Here is a 12901-nt window from a genome sequence, read left to right on the forward strand (position 1 = left end):
GGCATCGGCCTCCACGGCCTCGGCCGTGGAGGCCGATGCCGAGGCCCTGGCGGCGATCACGCGGGCGGCCGAGGGTTCGGTGCGCGACGCGCTCTCGCTCCTCGATCAGGCCATCGCGCATGGGGCCGGCATCGTGAGTGCCCAGAGCGTGCGCGACATGCTGGGGCTGGCCGATCGCGGCCGTATCGTCGACCTGTTCGAGGCGGTAATGCGCGGCGACATCCCCGCCGCCTTCGCGGAGGTGCGCGGGCAGTACGAGGCCGGCGCCGACCCGGCGGTGATCCTGTCGGACCTCGCGGGTTTCACCCACCTCGTCACCCGCCTGAAGCTCGTTCCCGATGAGGCCGCCGCCGACCCGACCTTGAGCGAGGCGGAGCGGGTGCGCGGCGGCGATTTCGCCGGCAAGCTCTCCGTGCGCGTGCTCTCGCGGGCCTGGCAGATCCTGCTGAAAGCAATCCCCGAGGTCCAGACCGCGACGCGTCCGCTGGCGGCGGCCGAGATGGCCCTGGTGCGTCTCGCCTACGCGGCCGATCTGCCGACACCCGACGAGGCCCTGCGCCAGATGAAGGCCCAGGCCTTGGCGGGCTCTGCGGCCGTATCCGGCGCCGCACAGGCGGTTTCCGCACCGGGATCGATCTCGGCCGAAGCCCGTCCGGCCCTGCCGCCGATTCCGACCTTCTCCGCCGAGGCGCCCCCGCCGCGCCCTGCCCTGTCCATGGCGGCCAACGGCGGTGGTTCACGCCCCGCCCTCGTGAATCCCGGCCTCGCAAGTCCTGTCCTTGCAAGTCCGTCCCTGGCAAGTCCTGTCCTTGCAAATCCTGCCCCCGCTCCGCAGCCGGAAGGGCCCCGCCTCCTGCGCTTCACCGACGTCGTCGCCCTGGCGGATGCCAAGCGCGACATCGGCCTGAAGATGGCCCTGGAGCGCGAGGTCCACCTCGTGCGCTTCGAGGAGGGCCGCATCGAGTTCCGCCTCGCCGAGGGCGGGCGCCAGAGCATCGCCAACGACCTCGCCCGTGCCCTCGACGCCTGGACCGGGCGGCGCTGGATCGTCGCGCTGTCGAAGGAGGCCGGCGAGCCGACCCTCGACGACACAGCCCGTGCCGCCACCGAGACCCGCCACCAGAATGCGGCGGCCCATCCCCTCGTCCGCGAGGTGCTCGCCCGCTTCCCCGGCGCGCAGATTGTCGATGTGCGCGACCGCGCCCCCGAGGCCTCCCCCGCCCTGGAGGCGCCTCCCACGGGCGAGGCGGAGACCGAGGAGCCCGACGACGAAGCGTAGCCGCGCACCTGGTCGCGTCCCGAATCGCGAGCCATCTCCGTCTCTTTCACGACGCCAACCCGAACCAACCAAGGAGCAGAGCCGATGCGCGACCTGATGGGCATCATGAAGCAGGCCCAGGCCATGCAGGAGAAGATGGCCTCCCTGCAGGACGAACTCGACACGGTCGAGGTCACGGGTGCCTCGGGCGGTGGCGCCGTGCGGGTGACGATGACGGCCAAGGGCCTCGTACGGGGCATCCAGCTCGATCCCACGCTGATGGTCCCCAACGAGCGCGAGATCCTCGAGGATCTCCTCGTGGCCGCCGTCAACGACGCGCGGGGCAAGGCCGAGCAGGTCGCCGCCGAGCGGATGGCCGAGTTGACCAAGGGCCTCCCGATCCCGCCGGGCATGAAGCTGTTCTGAGGATCGAACACGGCGGGTGGGGGATTCGCGCCCTCCCCGCCGCGTCGCGGCGCCTTGCCGCGCGCCCCCGGAAACCGGAACCCGCGGAATCTCCGACGCTTCTCACAGGGATCGGTGAGACACGTTCGAGGTGATGATTTTGCGATACGCGATGTTCGGGCTCGTAGCGCTGAGCGCCACGGCCTTCGGGAATGCGGCCCTGGCCCAAAGCAAGCCGCTGCCGCCGGCCAGTAGTGGCGCGATGCCGCCGGTCGAACTCACCATCACGATGGACGGTGACAAACCTGTCTGCGCGCCCGCCGAATTGCGGCTCCCGGCCAACACGAACGTGGAGTTGCACATCATCAGTTCGGCGGGCGAGCCGGTGACCATCACGGCGCCGGGCCAATTCGAGAACGCCAACGTGCTGCACGCCGACGGCGACCTCGTTCACGTGGCCAGCGAGAAGGGCTACCTCGTCAAGCAGAACGGCAAGGGCACGCTGCGCATCCGTACCCTGAAGGAGGGGCAGGAGGCCTATGCCTGCACGAGCAACCGCAACCAGAAGGCGCCCTTCGAGGGCAAGCTGGTCCTGACGCCGCCGGCCGGCTGAGCCGACACCGGCCGGGTCGCCCCGGCCGGGTCTCTTGGATGAGGCGCGGCGCTCAGGCGGCCGCGGCGAGCCCCGGTTCCGCGGCGCGGACATCCGCGTCGACATGCGCGGCGAAGCGCTTGAAGTTCTCCTGGAACATGGTGACGAGGCGGGTGGCGGTCTCGTGGAACGCCGTCTTGTTGTTCCAGGTCTCGATCGGGGACAGCACCTCCGTCTCGACGCCCGGCACCGCGACGGGCACCTGGAAGCCGAAATAGGGGTCGCGCCGGAACTCGACGTTGGACAGGGAGCCGTCGAGGGCCGCGTTGAGCAGGCGTCGCGTGACGCGGATCGGCATGCGCCGTCCGGTGCCGACGCCGCCGCCAGTCCAGCCGGTGTTGACGAGCCAGCAATCGGCGTCATGCGCCGCGATCAGGTCCCGCAGCAGGTTGCCGTAGACGCTGGGGTGGCGCGGCATGAACGGTGCGCCGAAGCAGGTCGAGAACGTCGCCTCGGGCGCCGTCAGCCCCCGCTCCGTGCCGGCGACCTTGGCCGTGTAGCCGGACAGGAAGTGATACATCGCCTCGGCGCCGGTCAGCTTGGCGATCGGGGGCATCACCCCGAAGGCGTCGCAAGTCAGCATGACGATGTTCTTGGGGTGCGTGGCCCGGCCGGTGGCGCTCGCATTCGCGATGAAGTCGAGCGGGTAGGCGCAGCGGGTGTTCTCGGTGAGCGACGCGTCGTCGAAATCCGGCACCCGGGTCTCGGGGTGGATCACCACGTTCTCCATCACCGTGCCGAAACGCTCCGTGGTGGCGTAGATCTCCGGCTCGGCGTTGCGCGAGAGGCGGATGGTCTTGGCGTAGCAGCCACCCTCGAAGTTGAAGATGCCGTCCTTGCTCCAGCCGTGCTCGTCGTCGCCCAGAAGCTGGCGCGAGGAATCGTTGGAGAGCGTGGTCTTGCCGGTGCCGGACAGGCCGAAGAACAGGGCCGAATCGCCAGCCTCGTCGAGGGCCGCGTTGGCCGAGCAGTGCATCGGCATCACGCCGGCCCCGGGCAGCATGTAGTTGAGGTAGGTGAAGACCGACTTCTTCATCTCGCCGGCATAGGCGGAGCCGCCGATGAGGACGAGCTTGCGGGCGAAGTTGATGGCGATGACCGTCTTCGAGCGGCAGCCGTGCTGGTGCGGGTCGGCCTGGAAGCTCGGCAGATCGATGATCGTCAGATCCGGCACGTAAGTGGCGAGCGTGGCGCGGTCCGGACGGATCAGCAGGTTGCGGATGAACAGCGAATGCCAGGCGAGTTCGGTGAACACGCGGGCATTGACGCCATGCACCGGGTCGGCGCCGCCGCGCAGGTCCTGCCCGAACAACTCGCGGCCCTCCGCATGGGCCAGGAAGTCGGAATAGAGGGTGTCGAACTGCTCGGGCGTGATCGCGCCGTTGTTGTCCCACCAGATCTCGTTCTCGGTGGCGGCATCGCGCACCACGAACTTGTCCTTGGGGGAACGCCCCGTATGGGAACCGGTGGTCGCCACGAAGGCGCCGCCACGGGCCAGCTGGCCCTCGCCGCGGGCCAGTGCTTCCTCGTACAAGCGCGGGGCCTCGAGGTTCCAGTGCACCGCCTTCAGCTTGCGCAGCCCGATTGCGTCGGAGCCGTGCGCCGCATTGTAGTCGCCGATATTGGTCACGCTCATCTCTCCTCGGGCACCTGATCGCGTCGCCGCCCCTGTGACTGGAAGCCGTTCCGGCTCTCCGTCTTCGCGCGCTCCAGAATGTCCGCGCGGTTGGTCAGGTCCACCGCGCGCAGGTTCTCCAGTCTGGAACCACGCACTCCTTGCATAGACACGGATGGTTTGCCGTCAACTCGCCTGTTGGCCGACAAAAAAAGTTACATGAACAACGTTGATGGCCAAGCTTTTTCCAAAATGCGCGGGGACGTTGCCTTTTGATGTTCCCGATCCGTCCAAAAGGGGCGAAATCAGGCGGCGAAGTCCCTATTTGAAGATCGAACGGCACGGGCTCGGCGCAGCACTGCCGGGTATCCCTTTCGTCCCCACGGCCGGGTTGTCCGCACCTTACGCAATCCGCCGTGTGGGCTTTCCTCCACCCACCTTGAGATCCGCGCTTCATGCCCCAAGCCGTCGCCGGCCCCGAGATCGAGCGCCTGATCCAGCTCCTCGCCCGGATGCCGGGGCTCGGCCCACGCTCCGCGCGCCGCGCCGCCCTGCAGCTCATCAAGAAGCGCGAGACGCTGCTGGCGCCGCTGGCCGATGCCATGCGGGTGGCGTCGGAACGCATCGTCGTCTGTCAGGCTTGCGGAAACGTCGACACGCGCGACCCCTGCACGATCTGCTGCGACGAGAGCCGCGATCCCGCCACCCTGGTCGTGGTGGAGGATGTCTCCGATCTCTGGGCGCTCGAGCGCTCGGGCGCGGTCACGGCGCGCTACCACGTGCTGGGCGGCGTGCTCTCGGCGCTCGACGGGGTCCGGCCCGAGCACCTGAACCTCGACAGCCTGGTCGCCCGTGCCGCCGACCCGGCGATGCGCGAGATCATCCTGGCGCTCAACGCCACCGTCGACGGCCAGACCACGGCCCATTACGTCACCGAATCCCTGAAGGCCCATAACCTGAAGATCACCCGCCTCGCGCACGGGGTTCCGGTGGGCGGGGAGCTCGACTACCTCGACGAGGGCACGCTGACGGCGGCGATCCGCAGCCGCACGCCGTTCTGATCGCATCGCGCGGGCGCCGGGCAATTTGACCGGCCTCCGGCGCCCCCGTATCTGCGGGGGCTCACGATCCGCGGAGGTCCAGGCCACCGCCGGCCCCGCTCCCAGTTTCAAGTCCGATCGCCCCCATGACCATCCGCCCCCTCGTGATCCTGCCCGACACGCGCCTGCGCCTCGCGTCCGAGCCCGTTGGCCCCGTGACGGACGAGATCCGGACGCTCGCCGCCGACATGCTGGAGACGATGTACGACGCGCCCGGCGTCGGTCTCGCGGCGATTCAGATTGGGGTCGCCAAGCGCGTCGTCACGATCGACACCTCGAAGGACGAGAACGACCGCCACCCCCAGGTCTTCCTGAATCCCGAGATCGTCTGGGCATCGGAGGAGAAGCGGATCTACGACGAGGGCTGCCTCTCGATCCCGGAATTCTACGGCGAGGTCGAGCGACCCGATCGGGTACGCGTGCGGTTCCGCGATCTCGCGGGCGTCGAGCAGGAGATCGAGGCGGACGGCCTGCTCGCCACCTGCATCCAGCACGAGATCGACCATCTCGACGGGGTGCTGTTCATCGACCACCTGTCGAAGCTCAAGCGCGACCGGGTGGTGAAGAAGTTCGCCAAGGCGGCCAAGCGCGGCGACGTCTGACGCCGCAGCCTCAGGGATCAAGAACCATGCGCGTCGTCTTCATGGGCACGCCGGATTTCGCGGTGCCGACCCTGGCGCGCCTCGCCGGGGACGGGCACGCGATCGCGGCCGTCTACACCCGCGCGCCGGCCCGGGCCGGGCGCGGCATGGCCCTCAGGCCCTCGCCCGTGCAGATGATGGCCGAGAGCCTCGGCGCACCGGTTCTGACGCCGGCCAGCCTGAAGGGGGCGGACGCCGCTGAGACCTTCGCGGGCCACGCCGCCGACGTCGCCGTGGTAGTGGCCTACGGCATGCTCCTGCCGCAGGCGATCCTCGACCTGCCGCGCCACGGCTGCCTGAACCTGCACGGCTCGCTGCTGCCGCGCTGGCGCGGCGCCGCGCCGATTCAGCGCGCTGTGATGGCGGGCGACGGGATGAGCGGCGTCGGCGTGATGCGCATGGAAGCGGGGCTCGACACCGGCCCGGTGGCGATGGAGGCGCGGTTGCCCATCACCCCCGGCATGACGGCGGGCGACCTTCACGATGCGCTGATGCCGCTGGGTGCCGACCTGATGGCGCGCGCGCTCCAGGCCCTGGAGCGGGGCGACCTCACCTTCACGCCCCAGGCCGAGGCCGGCGTGCTCTACGCCCACAAGATCAGCAACGACGAGGCCCGCATCGACTGGTCTCGGCCGGCTCGCGATGTCGCCAACCACATCAACGGCCTGTCACCGTTTCCGGGCGCGTTCTTCGAGGCGGATTTCGGCAAGGGGCTGGAGCGCGTGAAGGTGCTGGCGGCTGAGGCCGCATCCGGCTCCGGTGCCCCGGGCACGCTCCTCGACGCGGAGGCCACGGTCGCCTGCGGCACGGGCGCCGTGCGCCTGCGGGCCCTGCGCCGAGCCGGCAAGGGTGGGGTCGCCAGCGGCGCGGAGTTTGTGCGCGGCGCGCATCGCACGCCGGGAATGGAGCTGGCATGACCAGTCCGGGTCGGACCTGATGCCGCGCTACAAGCTCGTCATCGAATATGACGGCAGCCCGTTCCGCGGCTGGCAGCGCCAGACCGCCCAGCCCTCCGTCCAGGGCGCGATCGAATCGGCCGTGAAGCGCTTCTCCGGCGAGGTGGCCGGGCTCACCTGCGCGGGCCGCACCGACACCGGGGTGCATGCCACCCACCAGGTCGCGCATCTCGATCTCGCGCGGGACTGGCGTACCGACGTGGTGCGCGACGCGCTCAACGCGCACCTGCGCCCGAACCCCGTGGCGATCCTCAGCGCGGAGATCGTCGGCGCCGACTTCAACGCCCGGCATTCCGCCACCCGTCGACACTACCGCTACCGGATCCTCAACCGCCGCACGCCACCGGTCCTCAACCGGGCCCATGTCTGGCAGGTGCCCTGGCCCCTCGACGTCGGGCTGATGCGGGCGGCCGCCGCACGACTCCTCGGCCTGCACGACTTCACCGCCTTCCGCGCCGCCGAGTGCCAGGCGAAGAGCCCGCTTCGGACCCTCGATCAACTCGACGTCGCGGCGATACCGATGGGCCTGCACGACGAGATCGTGGTGGCGACCTCGGCCCGCGCCTTCCTGCACCATCAGGTCCGCTCGATGGTCGGCACGCTGATGCTCGCCGGCAGCGGTCGGCTCAGTGCCGACGACGTCGCCGACATCCTGGCCAGCCGCGACCGCAGCCGCTGCGGTCCGCTGGCCCCGGCCTGCGGACTGACGCTCGTGGGGGTGGACTACGTATCAATAATAACTTCAGATTGATAAAATTCTCTCTTAAGTTGCGAAATTTGCAGGAAGCGTGATCATTCGTCTGACCCGGTGTGACTCGTGCCGGAGATGATGGAACGCCCCGTGACGAAACCTCCCGTTCACCTGTTCATCCTCGGCGCAACCGTCTTCGCGGCCCTGTCGCCCTTTATCTTCATCGCGATCCGCGAGGCGGTGAAACGCCAGAGGCAGGAGATCGTCCGGGACCTCGCAGCGGTCTTCGATATCGCGGGGCCTTCGAGCCAGCGATTGATCCCCTCGTTCGAGTTCGTGAAATACAAGTACTTCGTCGGCCGCGCCCGGGTCTTCGGAAAGAGCGGGGCGGTCGATGGCTCCGACGCGTCGCTGGACATCTTCGACCAGTCACGACACCGCGAGGACTTCACCACGACCGCCTGGGTTCTGGGCAGCATCGCCTTCAGCCTCCTGGCGGCAGCGGCCGTATTTCACACCCTGTCACTGCTGGCCGCCTTCCTGTGCGCGACGTCGCCCGGCTTCGCGTGGCTGGACGGCGCCTGCGCGCGGATCCAGGACGGAACCACGGTCTGGCTGTTCGGTGCCTGCGCGGCCTTCGCCGGAAGCTACCTGACGGCGCTGCGCAACCTGTATCGCGCGATCAAGAACTTCGACCTGAGCCCGGCGACGATCGTCGGCGAGACGATCAAGATCGTCATCGGCATCGTCCTCGCGCCGATCCTGGTGATCGGCCTGCTCCGCCTCGGGGCAAGCGGCGCGGAACTTCTCACCACCGTGAAGGAGCCGATGAACGCGCCCCTGGTGCTGGCCCTGGCCGTCACCGGCTGCTTCGTCGCCGGGATCATGCCGGACGTCGTGCTGCGCAACATCGTTCAGCGCGACAAGCTCAAGAACTTCAAGCGAGAGGAATACGAGGTCTACCGGGCCTTCAAGATCACGCCCGTGGAGATCATCGACGGGATCGACAGCGAGATCCGCGTCCGCCTCGACGACCACCACATCCATTCGACCCAGAACCTGGCGGCCGCCAACCCCCTGATGCTGTTCGTGGAGACGCCCTACGGCGTCTACCAGATCATGGATTGGGTGGCTCAGGCGCAGCTCTGCTGCTCGGTTGGGCGCGAGAAGGTGATCAGGCTCTGGCCCCTCGGTGTGCGCACCCTGTTCGACCTCGAACGGCTCGCGGCCCCGAGCGCGGTGCGTAATGAGGCTCTGCTACTCGAAGTCGGCCGAATCATCCTGGGTGCGACCATGATCGAAGCGGCACCGGACCGGGCGTCCGCGGTCGACCTCGTCGTCGCCAGCATCGAGTTGCGGCTCGACGATCCACACGTCCAGCGCCTGCGCCAGATCTTCATCGCGGTGGGCGACCGCCTCGGTCCGGATTCCCGGCGCTTCCGGACCCAATCCGCGCCCACGGGCGCACCGAGTGGTGCCGCCTGAAGTCCGACCTCGCGGCAGACAGGCTCTGCCGGGCGCGACGACGGGGTTAGCGCGCTTCGAAATACGCCGCCAGCACCCGTGTGTAGATCGCGGTCAGACGGTGGAGGTCGGCCACCGGCACGCATTCGTCGGTCTGGTGCATCGTGCGGCCGACGAGGCCGAACTCGATCACCGGGCAGGCATCCTTGATGAAGCGGGCATCCGAGGTGCCGCCCGTGGTCGAGAGCAGCGGCCGGCGCCCGGTCTCCGTCGTGATCGCGCCGGCGACGAGCTCGGTGAACACGTCGGGCTCCGTGAGGAAGGCCGGAGAGTTCGAGGGCAGGAGAGCGAGGGTGTAGCGGACGCTGCGGCCCGCCGCCCGATCGAGGCGGGCACGGATCTCCGCCCCCAGGGTCTCGGCGGTCCAGGTTTCGTTGAAACGGACGTTGAAGGTCGCGCGGGCCTCGGCCGGGATCACGTTGGTGGCCTCGTTGCCTACGTCCAGAGTGGTGAATTCGAGGTTCGAGGCGTCGAAGTGCCGTGTGCCGGCGTCGAGCGGCTCGGCGAGCAGCGCGGAGGCCAGACGCAGGAGACCGGGAATCGGGTTCTCGGCGAGATCGGGGTAGGCCACGTGGCCCTGGCGGCCCTGCACCACGAGCCGGCCCGTGAGCGAGCCGCGCCGGCCGATCTTGATCATGTCGCCGAGGGAATCCGGGTTGGTGGGTTCGCCCAGCAGGCAATGGTCGAAGCGCTCGCCCCGGGCCCGGGCCCATTCGAGGAGCTTGACCGTGCCGTTGATCGCCGGCCCCTCCTCGTCGCCGGTGATGAGGAAGCCGATCGAGCCCGGCAGGTCGGGTCCGGCCACGTCGAGATAGTCGAGGGCCGCGGCGAGCATGCAGGCGATGCCGCCCTTCATGTCGACGGCACCGCGCCCGTACAGGATTCCATTCTCCACCGTACCGTCGAAAGGGCCGTGGCCCCAGCGCGCGACGTCGCCCGGCGGCACCACGTCGGTGTGGCCGGCAAACAGCAGGTAAGGCGCCCGCGTGCCGATGCGCGCATAAAGGTTGTCGATGTCGGGGGTGCCCGCTTCCGAGAAGCGGGGACGCTCCACGGTGAAGCCGGCCTCTTCGAGGATGCCGGCGAGCCAGGTGAGCGCGCCGCCCTCTTCGGGCGTCACGGATGGGCAGCGGATCAGACTCTGGGCGAGGGCGACGGGGGAGCGGTCGAGGGGCGCGTTCGGCACGGGCGGGACTCTTCGCGTGATGTCCGGGTGCGCACGGCCATAAGCGCCGGTGCGCGGGGGTGCAATTCGCGGCCGGGCTTTCGCCGCGTGCCGGCGGGGCTTATCTGCTGGCCATGGCCTTCTCCCCCGACGAAGTCGAACGCTATGCCCGCCACCTCGTCCTTCCAGAGGTCGGGGGCCCGGGACAGACACGGCTGAAGGCCGCCCGCGTCCTCGTCATCGGGGCTGGCGGCCTCGGTGCGCCGCTGATCCAGTACCTCGCCGCCGCCGGAATCGGGACGATCGGCATCGTCGACGACGATATCGTTTCGCTCTCGAACCTCCAGCGGCAGGTCATCCACGCGACCGCCGATATCGGTCGCCTCAAGGTCGAGAGCGCTACCGAGGCGGTGGCGCGTCTCAATCCGCACGTGACGGTGGAAGCGCACCCGACGCGCCTCACGCGGGAGAATGCGGGCGCGCTGATCGCGGCCTACGACGTGGTGGCCGACGGCTCGGACAACTTCGCCACGCGCTACGCGGTCTCCGATGCCTGCTTCCACGCCCGGCGCCCCCTGGTGACGGCGGCGCTCGGGCGCTTCGACGGCTCCCTGACCACGCTGCGGCCCTACGAGGCCGGCGCGGACGGGCGCCCGAACCCGACCTATCGCTGCCTGTTCCCGAGCCCGCCGCCGCCTGGCACGGTGCCCCCCTGCGCGGAGGCCGGTGTCCTCGGGGCGCTCGCCGGCCTCATGGGCTCGCTGATGGCCCTGGAGGTGATCCGGACCGTGACGGGATTCGGCGAATCCCTGGTCGGGCGCCTGCTCATGGTCGACACCCGCTCGATGCGGTTCGAGACCCTGGGCTACGGCTGGGACGAGGCGAACCCCCTCAGCGGCACGCAGCCACAGGGTTGACCGGGCCGTCGGCCCGGCCGGCGCCTACTCGGCCGGAAGGGCCGTCAGGCGCGGACGCGGCTCCTTGCCCCGCGCCGTCTCGTCCAGCGCGTCGGTGAACTGCAGCGCGGCGAGCTGCGCATAGAGCGCGCCCTGCGCCAGCAGGCTCTCGTGCGTCCCGCTCTCCACGATCCGGCCGCCGTCGAGGACGAGGATCCGGTCCGCCTTGCGGATCGTGGCGAGGCGGTGGGCGATGACCAGGGTGGTGCGCCCGCGCATCAGGGTGTCGAGGGCAGCCTGCACCGCGCGCTCGCTCTCGGCGTCGAGGGCGGAGGTCGCCTCGTCGAGGAGCAGGATCGGGGCGTCCTTCAGGATGGCGCGCGCGATCGCCACGCGCTGACGCTGGCCACCGGACAGGGTGACGCCGCGCTCGCCCACGGTGGTGGCGTAGCCCTGCGGCAGGGCCTGGATGAAACCGTCCGCATTGGCGAGTTCGGCGGCGCGCTGCACCTGCGCCTCGGTGGCCTGGGGCCGGCCGTAGCGAATGTTCTCCAGCACGCTGCCCGAGAACACGGTGGGGTCCTGCGGCACCAGGGCGAGGCGCTCGCGCAGCGCATCGGGATCGGCCCTGGCGATGTCGATTCCGTCAACCCGGATGAGGCCGGTCTGCGGATCGTAGAAGCGCAGCAGCAATTGCAGCACCGTGGTCTTGCCGGCGCCCGAGGGGCCGACCAGCGCGACGCGCTCGCCCGGCGCGATCGTGAAGCTGATTCCATCGAGAGAGGGATGCTCGGGGCGCGCCGGGTAGAGGAAGCGCACGGCTTCGAACGACACCGCGCCCTTGGCCGGGACCGGCATCGGCACGGGGTCAGCCGGGACCCGGATCGCCGGCTCGGCGGCCAGAATCTCGCCCAGGCGCTCGGCGGCACCAGCGGCCTGGGCGAGTTCGCCGTAGACCTCCGAGAGCTGGCCCAGGGCGCTCGCGCCGAACACCGCGTAGAGCACGAACTGAGAGAGTTGGCCGGCGGTCATGGTGCCGGCCAGCACCCCTTGCGCGCCGTACCACATCACCCCGACGACGCTGGCGGAGATGAGGAAGATCGCCACGCCCGTGAGGAGGGCACGCGCCTGAATCGAATCCCGGGCCGCCCCGTAGGCGTTCTCAGAAGCCTCGCCGAACCGGGCCGCCGTGGTCCGGCCCATGCCGAAGGCCTGCATGGTGCGGATCGCGTTCACCGCCTCGGCCGCGTAGGCGGAGGCGTCCGCCAGCCGGTCCTGCGCCGCCCGCGAGCGCCGGCGCACGCCCCGCCCGGAGAGAATCAGCGGAAACACGATCAGGGGAATCGCGGCCAGCACCAGGATGGAGAGCCTGGGGCTGGTGATGACCATCATCACCACGGCGCCCGAGAACAGGAAGGCATTGCGCAGAAGGATCGAGATCGAGACGCCGAACACCGCCTTGACCTGCGTCGCGTCCGCCGTGAGGCGCGAGATGATCTCGCCCGAGAGCGACCGGTCGAAGAAGGCTGGGTCGAGCTGGGTGAGGCGCCGGAACACGGCCGTGCGCAGGTCCGCCACCACGCGCTCGCCCAGGGTCACCACGGTGTAGTAGCGCGCACCACTGGACAGCGCGAGCACCGCGACCACGCCGATCAACGCGGCGAAATAGGTGTCGATCACCCCCTGCCCGTCCGGCGAGAAGCCGTGGTCGATCACCCGGCGCAACGCGATCGGGACCACCAGGGTCGCGCCCGACGCCGCCAGCAGCGCAAGGAACGCCGCCAGGATTCGTCCGCGATACACCACCGCAAACGGAATCAGTGGGCGCAGCGAGCCGAGCGGTGCCTTTGGTCGGGCCGCCCCGGGATTTTTCTTGTCACGGCCGCGAGCCATGGTGCCTCATCTTCGTTGGTCGTCTCGGGAAAAGCGACCGTTGGTCGGTCTCTTCGGTCGGCGCACGCTTGTCGGGCGAAGGTGCGTGGGGTATAGGCGCGCCTT

11 protein-coding genes and 1 pseudogene are annotated in these 12901 nt (G+C 69.6%); 9 read left to right on the plus strand and 3 right to left on the minus strand.

Features of this window, described 5'->3' with window-relative positions; translation table 11 throughout:
• The 3 genes and pseudogenes from MFF30_RS12975 to MFF30_RS12985 all read left to right on the plus strand — a co-directional run.
• A pseudogene (locus MFF30_RS12975) lies at positions 1 to 1279 on the plus strand (DNA polymerase III subunit gamma/tau); the annotation flags it as partial.
• 84 nt (positions 1280 to 1363) lie between these two features.
• Positions 1364 to 1684, plus strand: a complete 321-nt coding sequence (locus MFF30_RS12980; protein WP_238279841.1) for a YbaB/EbfC family nucleoid-associated protein — start codon at positions 1364 to 1366, stop codon at positions 1682 to 1684.
• Between the two features lie 133 nt (positions 1685 to 1817).
• Complete coding sequence (locus tag MFF30_RS12985; RefSeq protein ID WP_238279894.1) at positions 1818 to 2276, plus strand: cupredoxin domain-containing protein; 459 nt, start codon at positions 1818 to 1820, stop codon at positions 2274 to 2276.
• Positions 2277 to 2328: 52 nt separating this feature from the next.
• Here MFF30_RS12985 and MFF30_RS12990 read toward each other — a convergent pair whose 3' ends face one another.
• On the minus strand, positions 2329 to 3945 hold the full coding sequence (locus MFF30_RS12990) for a phosphoenolpyruvate carboxykinase (protein WP_238279895.1): 1617 nt from the start codon (positions 3943 to 3945) through the stop codon (positions 2329 to 2331).
• A 440-nt stretch (positions 3946 to 4385) separates the two neighbouring features.
• Between MFF30_RS12990 and recR the strand changes: the two genes are divergently transcribed.
• The 5 genes from recR (at position 4386) to MFF30_RS13015 (ending at position 8803) form a co-directional block, all read left to right on the plus strand.
• Positions 4386 to 4991 (plus strand): recombination mediator RecR, encoded by a 606-nt coding sequence (recR, locus tag MFF30_RS12995; RefSeq protein WP_238279842.1) that lies wholly within the window; start codon positions 4386 to 4388, stop codon positions 4989 to 4991.
• Positions 4992 to 5116: 125 nt separating this feature from the next.
• On the plus strand, positions 5117 to 5632 hold the full coding sequence (locus MFF30_RS13000; protein ID WP_238279843.1) for a peptide deformylase: 516 nt from the start codon (positions 5117 to 5119) through the stop codon (positions 5630 to 5632).
• Between the two features lie 26 nt (positions 5633 to 5658).
• Positions 5659 to 6588, plus strand: coding sequence for a methionyl-tRNA formyltransferase (fmt, locus tag MFF30_RS13005; RefSeq protein ID WP_238279844.1), 930 nt, complete (start codon positions 5659 to 5661; stop codon positions 6586 to 6588).
• A 19-nt stretch (positions 6589 to 6607) separates the two neighbouring features.
• Positions 6608 to 7378, plus strand: coding sequence for a tRNA pseudouridine(38-40) synthase TruA (truA, locus tag MFF30_RS13010; protein ID WP_238279845.1), 771 nt, complete (start codon positions 6608 to 6610; stop codon positions 7376 to 7378).
• Between the two features lie 90 nt (positions 7379 to 7468).
• A complete protein-coding gene (locus MFF30_RS13015) occupies positions 7469 to 8803 on the plus strand; it encodes a hypothetical protein (protein ID WP_238279846.1) in 1335 nt (444 codons plus the stop codon).
• Between the two features lie 46 nt (positions 8804 to 8849).
• Here the strand turns inward: MFF30_RS13015 and dapE are convergent, their stop codons facing one another.
• Positions 8850 to 10028 carry a succinyl-diaminopimelate desuccinylase gene (gene dapE / locus MFF30_RS13020; protein WP_238279847.1) on the minus strand — a complete coding sequence of 393 codons (1179 nt, stop codon included), beginning with the start codon at positions 10026 to 10028 and terminating at the stop codon, positions 8850 to 8852.
• Between the two features lie 113 nt (positions 10029 to 10141).
• On the opposite strand from dapE, the gene MFF30_RS13025 reads away from it, so the two are divergent.
• Positions 10142 to 10924 (plus strand): HesA/MoeB/ThiF family protein, encoded by a 783-nt coding sequence (locus tag MFF30_RS13025; RefSeq protein WP_238279896.1) that lies wholly within the window; start codon positions 10142 to 10144, stop codon positions 10922 to 10924.
• A 24-nt stretch (positions 10925 to 10948) separates the two neighbouring features.
• Here the strand turns inward: MFF30_RS13025 and MFF30_RS13030 are convergent, their stop codons facing one another.
• Positions 10949 to 12796: an ABC transporter transmembrane domain-containing protein gene (locus MFF30_RS13030; protein WP_238279848.1), complete on the minus strand. Its 1848-nt coding sequence runs from the start codon at positions 12794 to 12796 to the stop codon at positions 10949 to 10951.
• Between the last annotated feature and the right edge of the window lie 105 nt (positions 12797 to 12901).

This window comes from Methylobacterium goesingense, from assembly GCF_022179225.1.
Classification (GTDB): Bacteria; Pseudomonadota; Alphaproteobacteria; order Rhizobiales; family Beijerinckiaceae; genus Methylobacterium; species Methylobacterium goesingense.